General features: G+C 36.1%; 19 protein-coding genes and 1 tRNA gene. 9 read left to right on the top strand and 11 right to left on the bottom strand.

The annotated features are described in order from the left end of the window. Positions 1-482 precede the first annotated feature (482 nt). A complete protein-coding gene (locus QNJ66_RS19495; protein WP_300509944.1) occupies positions 483-776 on the bottom strand; it encodes a hypothetical protein in 294 nt (97 codons plus the stop codon). A 355-nt stretch (positions 777-1,131) separates the two neighbouring features. Then, a tRNA-Thr gene (locus QNJ66_RS19490) sits at positions 1,132-1,204 on the bottom strand. Between the two features lie 60 nt (positions 1,205-1,264). Here QNJ66_RS19490 and QNJ66_RS19485 point away from each other — a divergent pair. Continuing rightward, positions 1,265-1,525 carry a DUF3493 domain-containing protein gene (locus tag QNJ66_RS19485; RefSeq protein WP_300509942.1) on the top strand — a complete coding sequence of 87 codons (261 nt, stop codon included), beginning with the start codon at positions 1,265-1,267 and terminating at the stop codon, positions 1,523-1,525. A 13-nt stretch (positions 1,526-1,538) separates the two neighbouring features. Here the strand turns inward: QNJ66_RS19485 and QNJ66_RS19480 are convergent, their stop codons facing one another. Then, positions 1,539-1,730: a hypothetical protein gene (locus QNJ66_RS19480; protein WP_300509940.1), complete on the bottom strand. Its 192-nt coding sequence runs from the start codon at positions 1,728-1,730 to the stop codon at positions 1,539-1,541. Between the two features lie 576 nt (positions 1,731-2,306). Here QNJ66_RS19480 and QNJ66_RS19475 point away from each other — a divergent pair. From QNJ66_RS19475 to QNJ66_RS19465, 3 genes are all read left to right on the top strand, one after another. Next, complete coding sequence (locus tag QNJ66_RS19475) at positions 2,307-4,619, top strand: DUF3488 and DUF4129 domain-containing transglutaminase family protein (protein WP_300509938.1); 2,313 nt, start codon at positions 2,307-2,309, stop codon at positions 4,617-4,619. Between the two features lie 374 nt (positions 4,620-4,993). Further along, the gene (locus QNJ66_RS19470; protein ID WP_300509937.1) at positions 4,994-7,684 is read left to right on the top strand and encodes a tetratricopeptide repeat protein; all 2,691 of its coding nucleotides are present in this window, start codon (positions 4,994-4,996) and stop codon (positions 7,682-7,684) included. Positions 7,685-7,944: 260 nt separating this feature from the next. Then, positions 7,945-8,283, top strand: a complete 339-nt coding sequence (locus tag QNJ66_RS19465) for a hemolysin XhlA family protein (RefSeq protein WP_300509935.1) — start codon at positions 7,945-7,947, stop codon at positions 8,281-8,283. A gap of 233 nt (positions 8,284-8,516) precedes the next feature. Here the strand turns inward: QNJ66_RS19465 and QNJ66_RS19460 are convergent, their stop codons facing one another. The 4 genes from QNJ66_RS19460 to QNJ66_RS19445 all read right to left on the bottom strand — a co-directional run bounded on the left by QNJ66_RS19460 (position 8,517) and on the right by QNJ66_RS19445 (position 11,676). Further along, the gene (locus QNJ66_RS19460) at positions 8,517-9,305 is read right to left on the bottom strand and encodes an alpha/beta fold hydrolase (protein ID WP_300509933.1); all 789 of its coding nucleotides are present in this window, start codon (positions 9,303-9,305) and stop codon (positions 8,517-8,519) included. Positions 9,306-9,310: 5 nt separating this feature from the next. Then, complete coding sequence (locus tag QNJ66_RS19455; RefSeq protein WP_300509931.1) at positions 9,311-10,231, bottom strand: TIGR04168 family protein; 921 nt, start codon at positions 10,229-10,231, stop codon at positions 9,311-9,313. 50 nt (positions 10,232-10,281) lie between these two features. Next, positions 10,282-10,827: a DUF3172 domain-containing protein gene (locus QNJ66_RS19450; RefSeq protein WP_300509929.1), complete on the bottom strand. Its 546-nt coding sequence runs from the start codon at positions 10,825-10,827 to the stop codon at positions 10,282-10,284. Between the two features lie 93 nt (positions 10,828-10,920). Further along, positions 10,921-11,676 (bottom strand): DUF6817 domain-containing protein, encoded by a 756-nt coding sequence (locus QNJ66_RS19445; protein WP_300509927.1) that lies wholly within the window; start codon positions 11,674-11,676, stop codon positions 10,921-10,923. Between the two features lie 86 nt (positions 11,677-11,762). Between QNJ66_RS19445 and QNJ66_RS19440 the strand changes: the two genes are divergently transcribed. From QNJ66_RS19440 to QNJ66_RS19430, 3 genes are read left to right on the top strand one after another with little or no spacing between them, the layout of a single operon-like run. Continuing rightward, positions 11,763-12,482, top strand: coding sequence for a glycosyltransferase family 2 protein (locus tag QNJ66_RS19440; RefSeq protein WP_300509926.1), 720 nt, complete (start codon positions 11,763-11,765; stop codon positions 12,480-12,482). 24 nt (positions 12,483-12,506) lie between these two features. Next, positions 12,507-12,962: a dTDP-4-dehydrorhamnose 3,5-epimerase family protein gene (locus tag QNJ66_RS19435; protein ID WP_300509924.1), complete on the top strand. Its 456-nt coding sequence runs from the start codon at positions 12,507-12,509 to the stop codon at positions 12,960-12,962. 5 nt (positions 12,963-12,967) lie between these two features. Further along, entirely contained in the window at positions 12,968-13,798 is an 831-nt protein-coding gene (locus QNJ66_RS19430; protein WP_300509922.1) for an aldolase/citrate lyase family protein, read from the top strand. 176 nt (positions 13,799-13,974) lie between these two features. Here QNJ66_RS19430 and QNJ66_RS19425 read toward each other — a convergent pair whose 3' ends face one another. Beyond that, entirely contained in the window at positions 13,975-14,418 is a 444-nt protein-coding gene (locus QNJ66_RS19425; protein WP_300509946.1) for a pentapeptide repeat-containing protein, read from the bottom strand. 149 nt (positions 14,419-14,567) lie between these two features. On the opposite strand from QNJ66_RS19425, the gene QNJ66_RS19420 reads away from it, so the two are divergent. Both QNJ66_RS19420 and QNJ66_RS19415 read left to right on the top strand, forming a co-directional pair. Then, positions 14,568-16,217 carry a cation:proton antiporter family protein gene (locus QNJ66_RS19420; protein WP_300509920.1) on the top strand — a complete coding sequence of 550 codons (1,650 nt, stop codon included), beginning with the start codon at positions 14,568-14,570 and terminating at the stop codon, positions 16,215-16,217. A 343-nt stretch (positions 16,218-16,560) separates the two neighbouring features. Then, complete coding sequence (locus tag QNJ66_RS19415; protein ID WP_300509918.1) at positions 16,561-17,607, top strand: Photosystem Q(B) protein 1; 1,047 nt, start codon at positions 16,561-16,563, stop codon at positions 17,605-17,607. Positions 17,608-17,667: 60 nt separating this feature from the next. Here the strand turns inward: QNJ66_RS19415 and QNJ66_RS19410 are convergent, their stop codons facing one another. The 3 genes from QNJ66_RS19410 to QNJ66_RS19400 form a co-directional block, all read right to left on the bottom strand. Next, positions 17,668-18,051 (bottom strand): hypothetical protein, encoded by a 384-nt coding sequence (locus tag QNJ66_RS19410; protein ID WP_300509916.1) that lies wholly within the window; start codon positions 18,049-18,051, stop codon positions 17,668-17,670. 288 nt (positions 18,052-18,339) lie between these two features. After that, positions 18,340-18,801 carry a DUF29 domain-containing protein gene (locus QNJ66_RS19405; protein ID WP_300509914.1) on the bottom strand — a complete coding sequence of 154 codons (462 nt, stop codon included), beginning with the start codon at positions 18,799-18,801 and terminating at the stop codon, positions 18,340-18,342. A 106-nt stretch (positions 18,802-18,907) separates the two neighbouring features. Further along, positions 18,908-19,282, bottom strand: a complete 375-nt coding sequence (locus tag QNJ66_RS19400) for a DNA-binding protein (protein ID WP_300509912.1) — start codon at positions 19,280-19,282, stop codon at positions 18,908-18,910. Between the last annotated feature and the right edge of the window lie 161 nt (positions 19,283-19,443).

The raw sequence follows: 19,443 nt of genomic DNA, 5'->3' as shown, positions 1-19,443 counted from the left end.
CCAGTTGTTGACGTTGATTTTGATTTAATTTAAGTTGGGTTTTAAAGCCTAACAACATGGCATTTTTGAGATAATGACCAAAACTGTTAAGTTTAATTGTATCATATTAGGGTTTTAAACACAATAACCTACTTATTTATGAAATTTAGATACTAATATAAGTAATTTTAGGGAATATTAGGTAGGTTTTTGGGAGCAGCATCAACCCCCTTATGTATCATTGGGTTTATATAGTGATTTCGGATACTGTCAGGTTCTCTGCCTAAAAGCTCTGCTAATGTTCGGAGGGATAAACAATGTTCGGAGCAAAGTTGGAGGATCGCATCTTGTACAATCTCTTTCTTAGCGCGACCTTTCTCCCTTACAGGTTTAGCGATGTCTTGTAATTGTTGGTAATGTTCGGAGCTTAAGTCGTAATGTTCGGAGCTTGAGTCATAATGTTCGGAGCTTGAGTCATAATGTTCGGAGTTCGATCGTGATGATCAGCCGTGATGATCAGCATGAATTAAACTATTGACAAATGCTTCTCTCAATGCTTCATGAACGTGGGTTTGCTCTTGGCGGACTGCATCTTGATCTAATTGGAAAGGAACGTTTAAATCTTTCACTAAACGACCATAAACCTGATAGTAAAAGTTAAATAAATTGGGTTCCCATTTACCATCAATAGTTAGGCGATATGTCCAGCATTTTTCTGGATCATTAGATAATCTTTCTTGATAATCGAGATGATAATGAGGAAAAGCGTCTAAAATACTGCGTTCTCGTCCAAACATTAATAATCCTGCAACGGTTAACCCTTCTTCTCCTGTATTGCGATCTCTTGTCCATCCACCTAACTGATACAGTAATGTTTGATTATCTAACTCTAACCAATGATGATCTGGGTCTCGGTTACTGAAGCGTTGACGAAATTTTTTAAAGGTATTTTCATCTTGTTAATTATAAAGGCAGAAGTTTTAAGGAAGAGGGCAGAAGATTAATTAAGATAGAACAAAGTTAAAAGAGAGATTTTTGATGAATATTACTCCTTCTAACTAGTTTTTTTATATCTTTTTTAGTTGTTCTTCCTGAACCTTGAAAAATTATTCGTCATGAATGACAAGTAATATTTCATTGTACATAATATAAAGCCACGTGCGAGACTTGAACTCGCGGCCCCATCATTACGAGTGATGTGCTCTACCAACTGAGCTAACGTGGCCTGGATAATGATTACCTTAATAATGTATCATATTTTAACCTGTATCAATGGAATTAGCTGATGGATAAGCCCCCCGAAAAGTCCCGTCCTCAACTTGATCCTCAAAAGTACGCTGCGTTAAGAGCAGAAGCAAAAGCCCCCTATAAAGGCTTGAGGAAATTTTTCTATATTGCCTTTGCTGCATCGGGTTTTGTGGGGGCGTTAGTGTTTTTAGCCCAGTTGGCCGCAGGAAAAGATGTGACAACCGCTTTACCTAACTTTGCTTTACAGGTAGGGGTTGTCGCATTGATGATCTTTTTATTTCGTTTGGAAAACAAGTAAACTTTTCCCTTTGTTAATCATCGATTTTTAGATCCCCTTCAAAGACCATTTGTTGTAATTCTCGATATAGTTTCATTTCCTCTTCTGTTACTTTGTTATCGGCTGCGATCGCAGCTTTAATGTCTTCATCTTCCTGACGAGATAAGCGGCCATCGGCTAAAGCTCGTTCGATCATTTTTTTGAGTTTGTTGGTGTCAGCATCCATTGTAATCTGTCCTCATAATTTATGGTTTTACTATGCTCTTAGTTTAAGGCTTTTTCGTTGTAATGATCACCAAAAACAGAGAGGGAAAGCTCTCCCTTTTCTGTTTTTACCTTGTCTTGTAAGGTTGCAAAATTATCTCTTGACACAGGGATGGGGAAAAGATTGGAGAAAAATATTAAGTTAAACTCAGTTCTTACATCAGAACAAGAATACTTAATAATTAGAGGCAGAAGGCAGGGGTGAACTACCCCCGTTCGCTCCACCGCCACGCCTTAAAAGGATGTGGCTAACTCTCGCTCACGGCTTTTTAGGTTTTGACAATCGGATTTGGTATAGCCCCTTCTAGAAGGGGAACAGAAGGGGAACAAGAGGGGAGATATTGATACACCCAACGGAAAACTATTGCTTAACATTTTGCAGCAAAATTGGAAATATTGGGAATTCTTAGATTACAGGCTATCTATTAACCTGAGTTCGGTCTAGGAAAAATTCTAGTTTTGAGGTCAAACTCAGGGTATGAATATTTAGTTTGTCAAAACATCTAAACTTTTGACAACGTTGGACGTTGCTTATTGTATGAAAAACACCTTGACACAATCATCATCTTTATATCAACAATTTCGCCAACAAATTAAATCTGCGCCCCCTGTAAAAACAGAAGAATCTGTTATTTTTCGTGCTTTAGTGCAATGTTTAGTAATTGTCGGTATTATTGCAACCGATATTGCTGCCGGAACACAGATGAGTTTCTGGGCTATTCCTTTAAGTATTATTGGTGCTGTTTGGAGTTGGAATCGTCGTCAACATCGCAATATTACCCTCAAATTTTTCTTAGCTATTGCTATGTTAGCGGTACTTTGTTTCTTTCTGATTAACTTAGCAGGAAGTCTTAATGATAGTCGTTTAGTTTTAGCAGAATTATTGGTTCAATTACAAGTTTTACATAGTTTTGATTTACCAAGGCGTAAAGATTTAGGCTATTCAATGGTTATTGGACTAATTTTATTGGGGGTTGCAGGAACTATTTCCCAGACGCTTGCTTTTGCTCCTTGGTTATTATTATTCTTAATCTTAGCCATTCCCACATTGGTATTAGATTATCGCTCACGTTTAGGATTAGAGGTGGTTGATAAAGAGTTTAAATCGCTGTTTAAATCATCTAAAAAAGCTAAAAAGAAGGCTAAATATTCTCCAGTTTCTTTGAAAAGTATTAGTATTTTAATTGCTATTACTTTAGTATTTGGCTTGAGTATTTTTACCCTAATGCCCAGATTTCCAGGCTATCAATTACAAAGCTTTCCCGTTGATAGTCCATTGGATGCCGATAGTCAAAAATTTGGGGGACAAAATAAGGGAATTATGAACCCAGGTTACGATAATAAAAACCAAGGACAAGGAGGAAATGGACAAGAAGAAAATAATAATCCCTATCAGGGTGAAGGAGAAGTTGATGACACTTATTATTATGGGTTTAATACGAAGATAAATCAAAATCTTCGGGGTGAAATGACTCCTAAAGTTGTTATGAGAGTGCGATCGCAATCTCCTGGTTTTTGGAAAGCTTTGTCTTTTGATCATTATACGGGACAAGGATGGGAAATCACTAATGATGAAGATTTTAATACTATTAGACGAGAAAGATGGGCTTATAAATTTTTCTTACGTTTTCCTACTACTGCAATGAGAACAAAACGAATAATTCAAAGCTACACAGCAGTTGCTGATTTACCTAATATTGTTCCTACTCTTTCTGTCCCCAGACATCTTTATTTTCCAGCACAAGAAATCGGGATTGATGATATTGATAATTTGCGATCACCTGTTGGTTTAGTAGAAGGATTAACCTATACTGTTGTTTCCGATGTTCCCTATCGAGATCGCACTCAATTACAAAAATCTCCTCAAGATTATTCTGATAAAATTAAAGCAACTTATCTCGATATCCCCCCAGAAATTGAAGAAAAAATACGGGAAAAAACCGAACAAATTTTAAGTAAAACAGAAAAACCTTTTAACTCAACCTATGAAAAGGTTTTATTCTTAACTCAAGCGGTTAAACAACAATATCAAATTCGAGAAGATTTACCCTTTTTTGATGAGAGTGAAGATTTAGTTGAATCTTTCTTATTTAAACAGGAAGGAGGTAATCCAGATCACTTTGCTACTGCGTTAACAATTATGTTACGTTCGGTGGGTATTCCTGCTAGGGTAACGGTTGGTTTTGGCCCTGGCAAGTTTAATCCTTTGACTGGTTTTTATGTGGTAAAAAATACCGATGCTTATGCTTTAACTGAGGTATATTTTCCTCATTTTGGTTGGTATGGGTTTGATGCAATTCCCGGCCATGATTTATTTCCCCCTTCTTTAGAAGAAGATCAAACTTTTACGGTTTTAAGGCAATTTTGGAAGTTAATAGCTGGATGGTTGCCTTCTCCTGTAGCTAACTTTTTCAACATTCTTTGGACTAAAATAATTGTTGGCTTTATTCGCTTTTTAGTTGGGTTATGGCGTTTTATTTCCAGTGGGTTAGTGGGGACATTAGTTGGACTTTTATTAGCGGTATTTTTCGGTTTATTAGGTTGGTTAGGTTGGGGACAGTTAAAGAAATTGGGTTATTATCGTCACCTAGCAAAATTACCACCTATGGCAAAATTATACGCAGAAATGTTGAGTGTCTTTAAAGCAAAAGGTTATCCTAAACATCCTGCACAAACTCCCTTAGAATACGTTAATGTATCCTATGAACAACATCCCCAAGAACAAGCAGAAATTATTGATCAAATTTCTTCAGCTTATGTTAGTTGGCGATACGGAAATAATGATCAAAATGTTGACTATTTAAGGCAACAGTTTAAAGCTTTGGTTAAAAGTTTGAAACGCAACAATTAATCTGTAGGGTGGGTTAGACGGCCATTAGCAGTTTTCAATTGGGTGTATCAAAATCTCGGTTTAGTGAGGGTGGGGGGTGTGGGAGGGGTGGGAAGTGTGGGGAGTATTTTTCTTTGAGTTTGTAATCTATGCAAATGAAAATTGCTATAAAAATCCGTCGTAACCTACCATTCTATTTAATAATGGATAATTGATAATTGATAATTGTCATTCCGAGGAATTAGGAATCTCTGCAACATCAAAAATCAAAATCCGTAGTGCTATAGTTAAAAAAATCCACTACACTTTTTGACGGATAACGTTACACATCAAATGGGAAACTGATCTCTTAACTCCGAACCCCGAACTCCTAACTCCTAACTCCTCACAGTACAATGTTCAATTTTCCCTATATCTCCCGTGAAGCTGCTGAAGCGTTAGAAACGACACTTACTGAACAGTTAGAAAACAAGCAAACTAACTCGAAATATTATGTTTTTCTGGTTTGGGGTATTGGTGGAGTTGGCAAGACAACTTTAACTCAAAAATTAGCAGAATATCAGCAATATCTTGCCGATTTTTCTATGGTTTCTTTTGGCATAACCGCAGGTATTGGCAACAGCATAAAATTAATGAATGTTTTGTATAACCAGTTACCTGAGAATAATTTTTTAGGAGTTAAATCATTTTCTAGTGACCCATTTAAAGAACTTTATCAAAAATATTGGGACACTATTAATGAGTTGGAAACTACACCAAGTGAAGGTAAAACAGAGGTTGATTCAGAACAGCAAAAATTAGTTAAACAGTTAATTAGTGAGGGTGCAAGTACATTTGCTAAGTTTACCCCTGCTGCTGTTTTACCTGAAAATACTGTTAAAAAAACTGCTGAAACTGTTGTTGATACTGCTGGAATTATTCTATCGGAAGCTGATCGAGTTAAACAATTATTACAACAACATAGAAAGACGAAGGATAAACGAGAATTAAAGGAATTGATGTGGGAACCTTTACCTAAACTAACTGAGGCGTTTCTTGAGTCTTGTAAGCAACATAAAAAACCAGTTATTTTAGTGTTAGATACTTATGAAAAGGTTTCTCCTGATATTGATGCTTGGTTGTGGAAATATTTAATAGGTAATGCTAAGTTTACTGAGAGTAATATTTATGTTGTTATTGCTGGAAGAAATAACATCTTAAAAAATGAATCATGGCGAAAATTACAACAGGATACTAATTTTATTTATGATCGTCCTTTGGAAAGATTTGATCAGGGACAAACAGAAACTTATTTACAATCAATAAATATTAGAGATAAATCAACTATTGAACAAATATTTAAAGTAACCAAAGGTTTACCTTATTATTTGGGTAAAATTAGGGACAGAATAGAACGAAAAGAAAGCATTGATTTCTCGCAGTTAAATCAAGATATCGTTAGTTTATTACTCCAGGGTTTAAATAATACACAGAAACGATTTATTTCTCTGGCTGCTTGTTGTCGTTGGTTCGATAAACAAGTAATAAAATGTTTAATTGAGCAACAAGAAAATTTAGATTTTAAGAATGCAGTGGATGAAAATATAAATTGTTTTGAATGGTTGATAAAAAGAGATTTTGTAGAATATATAAATGGAAAATATCGCTTAGATGATGTGGCAAGGGATGTATTTAGACAAGAATTTTGGCGAGAAGATGAACAAGAATTTAGACAAACTCATCAACAGTTGGCTGACTATTTTAAAAAGAGAAGAAATGAACAACTTTATGATAATAGTTCCCCGGCACAACAATATGATAATCCTCGGTGGCGAGACTATACTAGCGAATTTCTCTATCATCAGTTATATGCAGGAACAGAAAACAGTGAGATTGAATTAATCTCTTATCTATTTACGTCACGGTATTTTAAACAGGATGATGTTGTTAAAATACCAGTAGAAGATATTATAAGTGAAGTAGATATTTATAGTGATAAAGATACTCTTTTAATCTATCCTTTAACGCAATGTTTAAAAGAAATAAGAATAGCTATTGAGCAGAGTTATGATGTTTTAGAATCAGAATCCATCCCTTATTGGTTTTTAGAAGTATTTAGCGATATAAAAAAGGCAGATGTTGATCAAGCTTTAAATCGTTGTTTTCGGAATCTCCCTAACTTGACAGGAATTGCTAAGTTTGCAGGATTACTATATAAATCAAAACGTTGTCAACCTTCTCAAAAATTGGATTATTTACAGCAAGCAAAAACGGAAGCAGAAAAGATTGTTACAGAAGATGATCCAGAATTTAGTTGTGATTTATTTTTATGGAGTTTAGGGCATAATTTCTATTACTCACAAGCTTATCAGCAAGCAGTTGATTGTTGTCAAATTGCTGTTAACTTTAAACCAGATAAAGATGAAGCTTGGTATAATCGAGGGGTAGCTTTATTTAACTTAGGAAGGTTTAATGATGCCATCGCCTCCTTTGACAAAGCTTTAGAATTTAAACCAGATAAATATGAAGCTTGGAATTACCGAGGGATAGTTTTAGGTAAGTTAGGAAGGTTCGATGATGCCATTGCCTCATACAACAAAGCTTTAGAATTTAAACTAGATTATCATGAAGCTTGGAATAACCGAGGGATAGCTTTAGGTAAGTTAGGAAGGTTCGATGATGCGATCGCCTCTTATGACAAGGCTTTAGAATTGAAACCAGATTATCATGAAGCTTGGAATAACCGAGGGATAGCTTTAGGTAAGTTAGGAAGGTTTGATGATGAGATCGCCTCATACAACAAAGCTTTAGAAATTAAACCAGATTATCATGATGTTTGGTATAACCGAGGTATAGCTTTAGGTAAGTTAGGAAGGTTTGATGATGAGATCGCCTCATACAACAAAGTTTTAGAAATTAAACCAGATTTACATGAAGCTTACTACAATAAAGCTTGTGCTTATGCCTTACAAAATAACATACAATTAGCCATCGAAAATTTACAACAAGGGATTAACCTTGATGTTAAATATAAAGACATGGCAAAAACAGACACAGACTTTGATAATATTCGGGATAATGAACAGTTTAAAGAACTTTTACAGTAAAATATATGTGAGAAACAAGAAATTAGGACATAATAATATTCATGAGTGTTAGCTTAAGCAACGGTAAATTGTCATTGCGAGGAGGCAAAACTTTTACTGAAGCTTAGTTTAAGATTGATGTTGCCTCCGAAGCAATCTCTAACACAACTGAAAAGAAAAATAGAGATTGCTTCGGGGCGTTAACGAAGACAAATCAGTATCTAGTAGTAATTCACCCCCTCGCAATGACAATTATCTGTTGTTACTTAGGAGTTTAACTCATGAATGAACCATCTACCGTTACTTATCCCACCGCAGAAATTCTTAAGCGCATTGAAGACAAACTAGATAGACAGTCAGAGAAGCTAAACACCATTGAAGTTGAATTAGCAGAAATCAAGACAGAAGTAAAAAACTTAAATCAAGATGTCACACAATTAAAAGGAGCAACTATTGAGTTAGCAGAAATTAAGACAGAAGTAAAAAATCTGAATCAAGATGTCACGGAATTAAAAGGATCAACTAAAGCACAAATTTGGACGTTGATAGGTATTTTAGTAACGGCAGTTGGTGGTTTTTTAGTCGCTGTAGCTAGATTTGTTTTCTATCCCATTGCCTAAAATTTCTTAAAGAGATTTACAGTTTTTCGCAATGACAATTTAGGAATTTATAATTTAACCGACTCACCCCTAAGCAAACCCACCCCTAACCCCTCCCAGGAGGGGAACAGCTATAGCGTTTCTCGGACTCATGAGGTACACCTAACACCTGCCTCCTGCCTTCTGCCTCCTGCCTCAAAGCGATAACCTCTGTACCTAACAAGTATGGAAACTGCTATATCAATTATCCATTATTAATTGTTCATTGTTAACGTATTTCTTTCGGAAAGAAAATCATTTTTTTCTAAAATTTTTAATAAATTAATATCATTTTCCAATAAACAAGCGTGGCCACTTTCTGGTAAAATTGTCAAGCGACTGTTAGGAAAATAATTAATTAATTCTCTTCCTTCTTGTACCGAAGGTAATAACTTATCTTCTTGACTAGCTAATAATAAGATAGGTTTTTCAAACATCCTCAATTTTGAACTATTAATCCGAAAATCTCGTAATAAAGAAAGTCGCCAACTTACCACATCTTGAGGAAGAGATTGCATCGCATTTAATAAAGCTTGACTATCCTTATTATTCATACGATTTGATGAACCTAAAAACCCTAAAAGAACCACAGTAGCTACTTTATAAACAAAATTAGGAACCCATTGATTTAACTCAACTCCTAACTTTAAAAAAGAATGTTTATTAAAAGAGGATGCAGGATTAACTAAAATGATTTTTTCGATCAATTCAGGAACAGCTAAAGCAACTTTCATCGCCAAACAACCCCCAAAAGATTCCCCACAGATATAAACAGAAGAATGAGGATGATCTTCTAACTCTTTCCTAATCAAAGTAACAGTTTTATCAACCAAAGTTGACCAATCACTTTGATCATGAGATGGAATAGATAAACAACGAATCGAAAAAAAATCCTTCAGTTTTTCTGCTTGTCTATCAAACAATTTTCCCGTCCCATCCATCCCAGGAAAATAAATAAATAAAGGAGCAAAAGATTGAGAATAAAAAGGAGATAATAACCTCATAACAATTAATAGATAGGAGAAAGAACAGGTTGTTTATAAAGACATTCCTCAGTAGCGATCGCACCTTGAGCATCAACCCAAACAGAAGCAATATTAGTCACAGTATTATTATCCAGAGAAACTAAAGAAAAATTACGTAATTTCTGCCCATTTTCTTCAATAACACGAGGAACACAAGCAGCGTTTAAAAACACAGTTTGCTCTGCATTTGTTACCACCTTTGTACGTAGTCGAGAACGAGTATGACGGAGACTATGGTGCATATGACCAAAAGTTACTAAAGGAATCTTTTTCCCTAAATCATAACTTTGTGCGATCGCTTGAGAAAAGTCTGGATCACCGTGATCACCCCCGATAGGTTGCCAGTCTTTACCACAAATAGCTTCGGGATCTCTTCCTAAACCAGCAGGCCCATTATGACCCAAGAAAATAACATTTTGTTCGCTAGTTTCTTGCACAGCAGACATGATTTTTTCCGTTGAATCTTTAAACCCAGAAACTTGATAGCGATCGCTCAAAAACTGTTTATTTTTCCATTCCGGTCCCCCCCAACTATAGGGACGACTCCCCACAACAGAAAGATTAAATTGAGGAAAATCTAACTTACTATAACCCACATGAATATCCCCCAAAATATCCAATTGATCCTGTAACCAATCTTCTTTTGAGCGATCGTAAGGACATTTTTTCCGTCCCCAACCCGAAGCAGTGTACCAAGCATCATGATTACCCATAATCACCGCTTTTGGTACAGATAACTGACTAATCTTCCGCACTACGGGAACCGACTCGTTACCAAAGTCCCCCACAAATAAAACCAGATCAACTTTTAACCCTTCTAAAGCATCATTATCCGCAGTTTCCCATTGATCGTGAACGTCTCCCACCACAGCAATAGTAATGGCTTTGTTTTGATAAATCGTCATACTAAATGTATTAAATTATTTGTGTCTTATTTTATCGGATTTTGACTAATTTAAAAGTTCTCCCCTTCCGAACGAGGGTTAACCGAACCAGGTGGGTTCAAAAATAGGTTGCCGGCAGCATCATTAGGATAGACACAATCAATCTTGGGGTTGCTATCCAAAGATCCCACAAACCCAAAGGTATTCATGCGGTTTCGACAGTTTCTCGCTTGTTCTGAGGTAATGAGTCGTTTTTGTTCCAAGAGGTTCATATTAGAACGACGTAACACACAACCCGGCTTCATTTGGGGTTGAGTTACATAGACACTAAAGGGGTTAAGGGTTATGAACACTCGCATATCTGTGACAATGGAACTTGCACCGTATTGTACACAGAGTTCAGCATTAGGTGCGCTTTTATCGATAACTTCCCGTGAAGCGACATTTTGGGGGTCAAAACTAGCATTAGAACTAACTCCTATCCCTACCCCGATCCCTAAAACGAAAATGCCACCAAAGAGGGCGATGGTTCCATAGTTAATGTTAGATGCTGGAGAGGGTGATGGAGAAGGGTTAGAACGGCGATCGGAATAACGAGGGGGAGGTCTACGGGCCATAAAATTTTATTTATTTTGTTACTCTTCTAGTTTACTTTTTTTTCTACAGACATTTATATGAGTTCTGACAGATTAAAAAACACTACCTAAGTTTCACAACACTGCACGGTAAGCAATAGAAAAGTATTCTCTGCATTGATCACTTAAATAAGGTTGAGCTTTGAGAAAAAAATCTCTAAATCCATATTGATGTTTAGTATATAACATTTGTTCTAAATGATCAGCTATTCTAATTTCTAATAAGTCTTTGAACTCCTTTTCTGAGATTAATATTTCTTTTTTGTCTAAACGAGATAAGATAGTAAATTTTTGATTTTTATCAAAATTAGAAACAAAATGTCTTCTATCTTGAATACAAAAATAATAAACTAATTTTTCAGCCTGGGAACCAATCACATTCCTGACCTTTTTTCTGTTCTCTAGAAGCATAGGAAGTTCTTTAAAATCCTGAGTACCATAGATGCTATGAAAAAGTCCTGCTAAACATAAATAGTCAGGATTACCCCATTTTTGCAATAAAAAATAAGTCTTTTGAAGATGTTTTAATAAACTTCTCTTAGTATGAGCGATAGAGTCAGCTTGTAAACTTTCTAAAAAATCAATAATCTCCTGTGGGATAGAGCGTGAACTATTTAAACTCAGTAAATAATCAAATTTTCTTAAGACGCGATAAGGAGTAGTTTCAATAGAAGTTAATAGTTTTTTCTCAACTTTATCAATAATAGAGGCTAACTGATTATGATTTTTTGTTTGCATTTGATGTTGTTCTTCCTCAGAATAATAACAAGGCTCATCTTTAACCATACCCCAAAATGATTGAATGTTTCCACTTGCCAAAATTTCAATCATATGTTATCACGTAAAAAAGTTATCTAAATATTTGTCAACCAAAAATGAAAATTCATGTTTATTCCCTATGTTGGAATGAGGAGCGAATGCTACCTTATTATATGAATCATTATCAGTCTATTGCTGAGCGATTTATCATTTTAGATGATAGTTCAAGCGATGGTTCCGTTGGGTTATTAAAAAGTTATCCTAATGTGGAGTTAGGAAAGTTTCGTAACCGCAATAATTTATTTGTCCGTTCTTTTGTGAAAAATGCCCTTAAGTTTTACAATGATTATTGGAAAAAAAGCCGTGGAAAAGCAGATTGGGTGATTATTTGTAACGTTGATGAACATCTTTACCATCAGGATATAGTTAGTTATTTAAAATACTGTCAAGAAGAAGGGATAACCATCTTACCTTCTAAGGGTTATGAAATGATTTCTGAAGAATTTCCTGATTTTCAAGGCAGACTTTGTGATAATTTGGTAGAAGGAATGCCAGTTAGGAAGCTAGGGAAAATGGCTATTTTTAATCCTAATGAGATTGAGGAAATGAACTATGTACCCGGTCGTCATGAAGCAAACCCGACAGGTAATGTAGTGTTTCCTGACCAGTCAGAAATAAAATTACTACATTATAAATATCTAGGGTTTGATTACCTCAAACAACGTTATAAAGAACTCAAAACTGGATTACGTTTATGGGATATTCTTAAAAAATTTGGTTACCATTACCAAAAAGATGAGCAAGCTCTTAGGGGTGATTTTGAGCGAATTAAAAATAATGCTATTCCTGTTATTAATCCAACACCTAATGTAATGTAATGTATAGAGGAGAAACGGTTAAAAATGTCATCTGAGCAATGGATAAAAGGAGTTAAGGTATTACCACTTAAACTTCTTCCCAATGAGCGAGGGCGGTTAATGGAAGTACAGAGAGCCGATGATCCTGACTTTCCTGGCTTCGCACAAGCTTATATCACTTCCACCTTTCCTGGTGTTATCAAAGCTTGGTACAAACATCAAGTACAAATGGATCAAATTACCATAGTTAAGGGTCTGTTAAAATTAGTTCTTTTCGATGAAAGAGAAGATTCTCCTACCCAGGGTAAAGTTGACATTATCATCTTAGGAGAATTAGCTCCAAAACTGGTACAAATTCCCCCAGAAATTTGGCATGGTTTTCAGGCCATAGGTCAAGAAGAGACCTTTGCCCTACATCTAAATTCTGTTGCTTTTAATCACGAAACTCCCGATGAAGAACGCATTCCCTACAATAGTGACAAAATCCCTTACCAATGGTGAAAAAAATGCCCCATTTAGAATTAGCTTTAATTAGTGGAGACTATCAACTAGCGATCCAAGCAGAAAAAGCTGGTATTGACAGAATTTTCTTTGATCTAGAAACCTTAGGCAAAGAGCAGAGACAAGCAGGAGAAGGACTTTTTTTGTCTCAACATCGTCCTGAAGATGTACCTAAAGTTGCCTCCGTATTAACTCAATGTCGTCTCATGGTTAGGATTAATTCTTTTCACGAAAATACCCCTCGGGAAGTAGAGCAGGTTTTAAAAGATGGCGCACAGATCATTATGCTACCCATGTTTGAAAATGCTTTCCAGGTTAAGGAGTTTATTTCTTTTGTGGGGGGACGGGCAACTACTTCCCTCCTCTTAGAAAATAAAGTTGCGTTGGATAATATCGAAGAGATTGTTCAAATACCAGGAATTGATGAAATTCACATTGGCCTCAACGATCTTAGACTTAGTTTGGGTTTAGATGTTATTTTTGAAGTCTTGTGTCATGGGGTTCTTGATTCTCTCTCAGAAGTCATCAGAGGAGCAAATATCCGCTTTGGTTTTGGTGGTGTAAGTTCACCCAATGCCACTTATTTACCAGTTGATCCAAAAAGAATAATTGCAGAACAAATTCGTCTTGGTTCTACTGTAGCCCTATTAGGTCGTAGTTTTCGAGAACCTTTTGAAGATTTATCTTCTCCTGATAAGTTAGTAGAGGAAGTCCAAGCTATCCGTCAATGTGTTTCTCATTGGCAAAACAGTTCTGAGGCTGATTTTTTAGCTAACCGAACTGCTTTAGCCGAAGAGGTCCAGTCTTGGAAGATGTCAGTTAGAAGGGAATTTTGAGTCATTAAAGTTTGATTATTTTTTGCTGTTTTCAAGATCTTTATAAAGAAGGCCGAAGCATTAGAGACTTTTAGTAAGTTGTCGCCCCAGTTCCCCTCATGTTCCCCTCCTGGGAGGGGTTAGGGGTGGGTAGGGTTAGGGGTGGATCTGCTAGGATGGGTTGACTTCTGAGTTCGTTAAGGTGTTGGTTTTGCACCACCGACACCAATACCAGTATTAAAGATTTGTGCATTGGTGATGTTGAGATTTTCCATAGATGCGCCGGTAACATCAGCATCATAAATGATAGCGGAGGCCAGATTAACATTGTCCAAATTGCTATCATTGAGACTAGCATTGGTTAACATTGCGCCGGTCAAGTTTGCCCCTTCTAGGTTAGCACCGGTGAGATCAGCCCCTTCTAGGTTAGCTTCGATGAGAATAGCACCTTCTAGGTTAGCCTCTCTGAGGTCCGAACCGATGAGATGAGCATATCTTAAGTCTTCGTTGCTGAGATCGCAACCTTGACAGAGTCCCGTATCTAATAATTGTTGCACATGAGCCGGATTTCCTGCCATTACAGGGCCAGCTAAGATAAGGGGGGTCGCTAGTAATATGGCGTTAAAGATATTGCTTTTCATAGTTGAGCCTCCTCGCATCTTTTTCTTAATTCCAATGTAATTAATCTTCATAAAAATCCCCTCACCCAATCGGGTTATATTTTTTGTTCCCGATTTCTTACACTTTAATTCTACAATTGGAGGCAAAGGGGTTATCAAAAGAAATTATTATGTTTAGTTTTGGTAGTGTGTTTTCAGAAATCGCTTGTATTTTAGCGATCGCTACAGCAGTTGGGGCGTTAGCTTTACGGTTGCGTCAACCTTTGATCATGGCTTTTATTATTGTCGGTATTCTCATCGGACCGGCTGGTTTACGGTTAGTTTCTGCTAATGAAGAAGTAGAATTATTAGCAGAATTAGGGATTGCTTTATTATTATTTGTAGTGGGTTTAAAACTTGATCCCCATGAAATTCAATCTGTTGGTCCTGTAGCTATTGTTGCTGGTATGGGTCAAATTATAATGACGGGAATTTTAGGTTATTTTCTGGCTAGTTTGTTAGGTTTTAATCTGGTTCCTGCTTTTTATATTGGCTTATCTTTAACTTTTTCTAGTACCATTATTGTTGTTAAATTATTATCGGATAGACAGGAAATTGATGCGTTACATGGTCGCATTGCTTTGGGAGTTCTCATTGTTCAAGATTTAGTTGTTGTCGTCGCAATGATCTTGTTAACTGCTTTTAGTGAGGACTCTCAACAGTCTTTAGGTCAAGAAATTATTTCAGTTATTTTCAAAGGCGGAATTTTCTTATTATTTATTGCTTTTTTAACCCGTTATATTTTACCCAAGTTACTCCATACGTTGGCTTATTCAACGGAATTATTGTTGATTTTTGCCATTTCTTGGGCCATCGCTTTAGCAGCAATGGGAGACGCTTTAGGGTTTAGTAAAGAGGTAGGTGCATTTGTAGCAGGAGTATCTTTAGCATCGACCAGTTATCGGGCAACTATTGGGGCAAGATTGGTCAGTTTAAGGGACTTTTTACTACTATTTTTCTTCATCGATTTAGGCATTCATGTTAATGTTAGTTATTTGGGTGCCGAAATTATTTCGGCACTGGTTTTATCCTTATTTGTGTTACTTGGTAAACCTTTGATGATTATGGTATTAATGAGTAGTATGGGTTATCGTAAATATACTAGCACTATTACCAGTTTATCTTTGAGTCAAATTAGTGAATTTTCTTTAATTATTGCTGCTTTAGGACTTGAGTTAGGTCATATTGATGAGAATGTTTTAGGGTTAATTACTTTAGTGGGATTAATTACCATGGGAGTCTCAACTTATATGATTATGGATTCTCATATTATTTATGAAAAATTATTACCTATTGTCTCCCATTTTGATAAATTAATTCCCCATCATCACCAAAAATTAGGTGATTTAGACGAAGTTAATCTATCTAATGTTGATATTATTGTATTTGGTTTAGGACGATATGGAGGAAGTTTAATTAGAGCATTAAACGGTTCAAATTTACAAGTTTTAGGGGTAGATTTTAACCCAGAATTAGTAAGAGAATGGCGTAATCAAGGACTATTAGCTTTTTATGGAGATGCTGAAGATCCCGAGTTTGCAGCAACCCTGCCTTTAAATCAGGCTAAATGGGTAATTAGTACCTTACCCGGCGAAAGAATTGGCCTAACTTTATTACATACTTTAGAATATCAAAAATTTCCAGGAAAAATTGCTTTAACCAGTCACACTGAAAGAGAAATGGAAATACTAAAAAATGCTGGTTCTGATCTCGTTTTATTACCCTTTAGAGATGCAGCATACGAAGCAGCTAGGATGTTAGTTACTGACCTCAATCAATAGCCAATATTTCGAGAATATTTGAGGATAATTTACATGATAAAAACTCCATCTGATTTTAAGCAGTATTCAAAAAATTCAAGATTATATACCAGGGATTAACTATGATGATTTAATTGAAGATAATAAAACCTTCCATTGAATTTATTTTAGAGCATGAATTCTTGTCCAAAACTTGATTATCTCAAGAATTAAACTTAATAAAAGTACAAGAAATTAAGGAATTTGTTTCTTGATTGCGTACAATGAAATTAAGATACACTCATCGATGCCATCAGATCGCTTTCGTTAAATTTTGATGTGCTAATCTCATCGCAAAAAATTGAGATAATTAGGAGGAATAACGATGACGAATGTATTTCCTCGCCAAAAAGAACTAGAATTTGGTCCTCTGTGGCGCAACGTTTGTGAATGGATAACCAGTACCAACAACCGCATTTATATTGGTTGGTTTGGGGTTATCATGATTCCCACCATTCTCGCAGCTACCAGTGCCTTTATTATCGGTTTTATGGCAGCCCCCCCAGTGGATATGGAAGGAATCAGAGAACCGATCGTGGGTTCTATTTTGGGAGGTAATAACCTGATCAGCGCAGCCGTGATACCCAGTTCCGCAGCCATCGGCTTACATTTTTACCCCATCTGGGAGGCCGCTTCGGTTCAGGAATGGCTTTATAATGGAGGCCCTTATCAATTAATTATTTTCCACTTCTTAATCGGGGTTTGGTGCTATTTGGGGCGTTTATGGGAATTAAGTTACCGCTTAGGAATGCGTCCCTGGATTTCTGTTGCCTTTTCTGCTCCCGTTGCCGCAGCGACCTCTATTTTCCTAATCTATCCTATAGGACAAGGCAGCTTTTCTGAAGGGATGCCATTTGGAATTAGTGGGACTTTCCATTTTATGTTAGCGTTCCAAGCTGACCACAATATTTTGATGCACCCCTTGCATATGTTAGCGGTATCAGGTGTCTTTGCCGGCGCGCTACTCTCTGCATTGCATGGTTCTTTGGTAACTTCCAGTTTAATCCGAGAAACCACCCTTTCTGAGTCCATTAACCAAGGTTATCATTTTGGTCAACAAGAAGGGACATATAACTTAGTTAGCGGACATTTGGGCTATTTAGGCCGTGTTCTTATCCCTAGTTTGGGCTTTAGTAATAGTCGTTCCATTCATTTTGTATTGGCGGTATTCCCAGTGATTGGAATTTGGTGTGCTGCTTTAGCTATTAGTGTAATGGCTTTCAATTTAAACGGGTTTAACTTTAATCAATCCATTCTTGATAGTCAAGGCCGGGCTATTCCCACAGAAGCGGATCTACTTAATCGTGCTAATTTAGGAATTCGCTCTATGCACGCGCCTAACACTCATCATTTCCCGTTAAATTTAGCCTAATAGAATTCATTATTGCAACTCAAGGGAAAAATAGGAAGAAACCCTATTTTTCCCTTTCACTTATTTGTCACGAAGACAGAAGCGAATATTCGCTCTGGGGGTATTTCCTTTGACTAAAATTGTATGTTTTTGTTGCATTTTTGTCTGATAAAACCATTGGGAACTCATGGGCTGGTGATCGGAGTCTACCTGATAAGGGGTAATGACATTTCCTTGATGACTAACAGCAACCTCTAAATAATCATTGGCTTCAATTGTTAGTTGATCTTCCTGGTTAACCCAGAGTACAAATTTATACTCATTGTGAATTCTTCCGTTATATACCGCACAAAAATCATTGTTAGGAAGATACAGACTAAAACGCTTTGCAGCTTGACTGGGCAAAGTTGTTAGACACAAACCCAATAGGGAAGAAAGAGCAAAAAATGATTTTAAAATGGTCATAAGAATGGCTCAAATGAGTGAGGAAAAGCAATATTAAATATGCTTAATTTCTCATGACGCAGAAAAAAACAAGATGTTGCCAATCAGAAAAAAAAGAGTTAATGGGAACTAAATATATATTTAAAAAGACTTCATTGGTTAGACCAAATTATAAAAAACTTTAATTTTCCTGCATTAATTTGGGTATTTTGGGAAGAGTTTCTTTAATTAAAGCCAAGAAATATTAAAATAGTGGTGTGAGATCAGTATTTGTTAGTAATGTTGACCTTTTCTTGTTGGCCTGAATTACTAATTGTGTTCTGGTTCAGGAAAGTAATTAATATTCAATAGTTCTGTTAGAGAATAAGGACTTTCGGGAGGAAATTCAACCTCAAAGTTAGTTTTTTGGTTAACATAAGCTAAGGCATCTTCATAAAGTGATGGTAATTCTTTTAGTAAATAATTTTGTAAATTAGTAGTTAACTTACGCTTGAGTTGTGTACGAAACCCTGTAATTTCTGCCTTCCAATGTGATTGATTATATTGATATTCTTGTGACCAATATTGTAGCAATAATAAGTGACGTATAACCTGTTCTAAGACACTTTCTACTGCATTTTTTTCACTCCGTCCCAAATCTTCTAACTCCTCAATTAAATTTTCTAAATCTAATTCATTCAAACGATTTTCTTTTAAAATCTTAATTGTTTCTTCTCGCCATTGATCAGGATCAATCTCATATAAGGTTTTTAAGTCAGTAATAATAGTCATAATTCAATTTCGTTCATCTAAGCGAACAATATTAATATGCAGGTAAAATTTAGTAAGCCAGCAACACAATATCAAGATATAGGAGTTTTTTTTGTTCTAATAAATACTATAAAACAGCAAAATTCTTGTGAATTATCGGTATGTTTGGATCTACTTCAATCCATACCCTAGCACCTCCTACCATAGATTTATGGGGGGAATAAGTCAGTTTACAAGGGCCTTGAATCTCTACTTCATCGCAATAAATTTTGTGAGACCAGCCATGACGGATAATAATTACAGGCTCTAGATTTTCTTTGTCAATATTATTTTTGATGCTATTGCCATTGACATGAATTCGGGTAGGCACTTCTTGACGTTGCTTGCGCCATTTCCCTTTTGGTCCTCTGGTTCCAGGAATAATTTTGGGCATCTCATTGTACAAAGGAATTTTCCAGAACCGCCCATCCTTAAAAGCCCCTTTTATTCTTCCTTCAGCCAAGAGTTGGCGAACTCTTTGAGGACATATTTTTAACCGAATGTCGGGCAGAATTCCCTAACGTTCCATAACTTAGGGATGAATGCCCGACCAACATATAAAACTGCGAAGCATCCTTATTTCTTAGTTTCTAACCCTCCTGACTGGTTTTTGATATATTCTTT

The sequence above is a fragment of the Crocosphaera sp. genome (assembly GCF_030064895.1).
Taxonomy (GTDB): Bacteria; Cyanobacteriota; Cyanobacteriia; order Cyanobacteriales; family Microcystaceae; genus Crocosphaera.
This window is presented reverse-complemented; position numbering and strand designations above follow the sequence as displayed.

Bases quoted from the DNA above. Each gene is read 5' to 3' on its own strand.
- QNJ66_RS19435 (WP_300509924.1), top strand. From the start codon at position 12,507: ATGTCATCTGAGCAATGGATAAAAGGAGTTAAGGTATTACCACTTAAA.
- QNJ66_RS19410 (WP_300509916.1), bottom strand. From the start codon at position 18,051: ATGACCATTTTAAAATCATTTTTTGCTCTTTCTTCCCTATTGGGTTTG.
- QNJ66_RS19425 (WP_300509946.1), bottom strand. From the start codon at position 14,418: ATGAAAAGCAATATCTTTAACGCCATATTACTAGCGACCCCCCTTATC.
- QNJ66_RS19420 (WP_300509920.1), top strand. From the start codon at position 14,568: ATGTTTAGTTTTGGTAGTGTGTTTTCAGAAATCGCTTGTATTTTAGCG.
- QNJ66_RS19455 (WP_300509931.1), bottom strand. From the start codon at position 10,231: ATGACGATTTATCAAAACAAAGCCATTACTATTGCTGTGGTGGGAGAC.
- QNJ66_RS19460 (WP_300509933.1), bottom strand. From the start codon at position 9,305: ATGAGGTTATTATCTCCTTTTTATTCTCAATCTTTTGCTCCTTTATTT.
- QNJ66_RS19450 (WP_300509929.1), bottom strand. From the start codon at position 10,827: ATGGCCCGTAGACCTCCCCCTCGTTATTCCGATCGCCGTTCTAACCCT.
- QNJ66_RS19475 (WP_300509938.1), top strand. From the start codon at position 2,307: ATGAAAAACACCTTGACACAATCATCATCTTTATATCAACAATTTCGC.
- QNJ66_RS19430 (WP_300509922.1), top strand. From the start codon at position 12,968: ATGCCCCATTTAGAATTAGCTTTAATTAGTGGAGACTATCAACTAGCG.
- QNJ66_RS19495 (WP_300509944.1), bottom strand. From the start codon at position 776: ATGTTTGGACGAGAACGCAGTATTTTAGACGCTTTTCCTCATTATCAT.
- QNJ66_RS19445 (WP_300509927.1), bottom strand. From the start codon at position 11,676: ATGATTGAAATTTTGGCAAGTGGAAACATTCAATCATTTTGGGGTATG.
- QNJ66_RS19485 (WP_300509942.1), top strand. From the start codon at position 1,265: ATGGATAAGCCCCCCGAAAAGTCCCGTCCTCAACTTGATCCTCAAAAG.
- QNJ66_RS19480 (WP_300509940.1), bottom strand. From the start codon at position 1,730: ATGGATGCTGACACCAACAAACTCAAAAAAATGATCGAACGAGCTTTA.
- QNJ66_RS19415 (WP_300509918.1), top strand. From the start codon at position 16,561: ATGACGAATGTATTTCCTCGCCAAAAAGAACTAGAATTTGGTCCTCTG.
- QNJ66_RS19405 (WP_300509914.1), bottom strand. From the start codon at position 18,801: ATGACTATTATTACTGACTTAAAAACCTTATATGAGATTGATCCTGAT.
- QNJ66_RS19440 (WP_300509926.1), top strand. From the start codon at position 11,763: ATGCTACCTTATTATATGAATCATTATCAGTCTATTGCTGAGCGATTT.
- QNJ66_RS19470 (WP_300509937.1), top strand. From the start codon at position 4,994: ATGTTCAATTTTCCCTATATCTCCCGTGAAGCTGCTGAAGCGTTAGAA.
- QNJ66_RS19465 (WP_300509935.1), top strand. From the start codon at position 7,945: ATGAATGAACCATCTACCGTTACTTATCCCACCGCAGAAATTCTTAAG.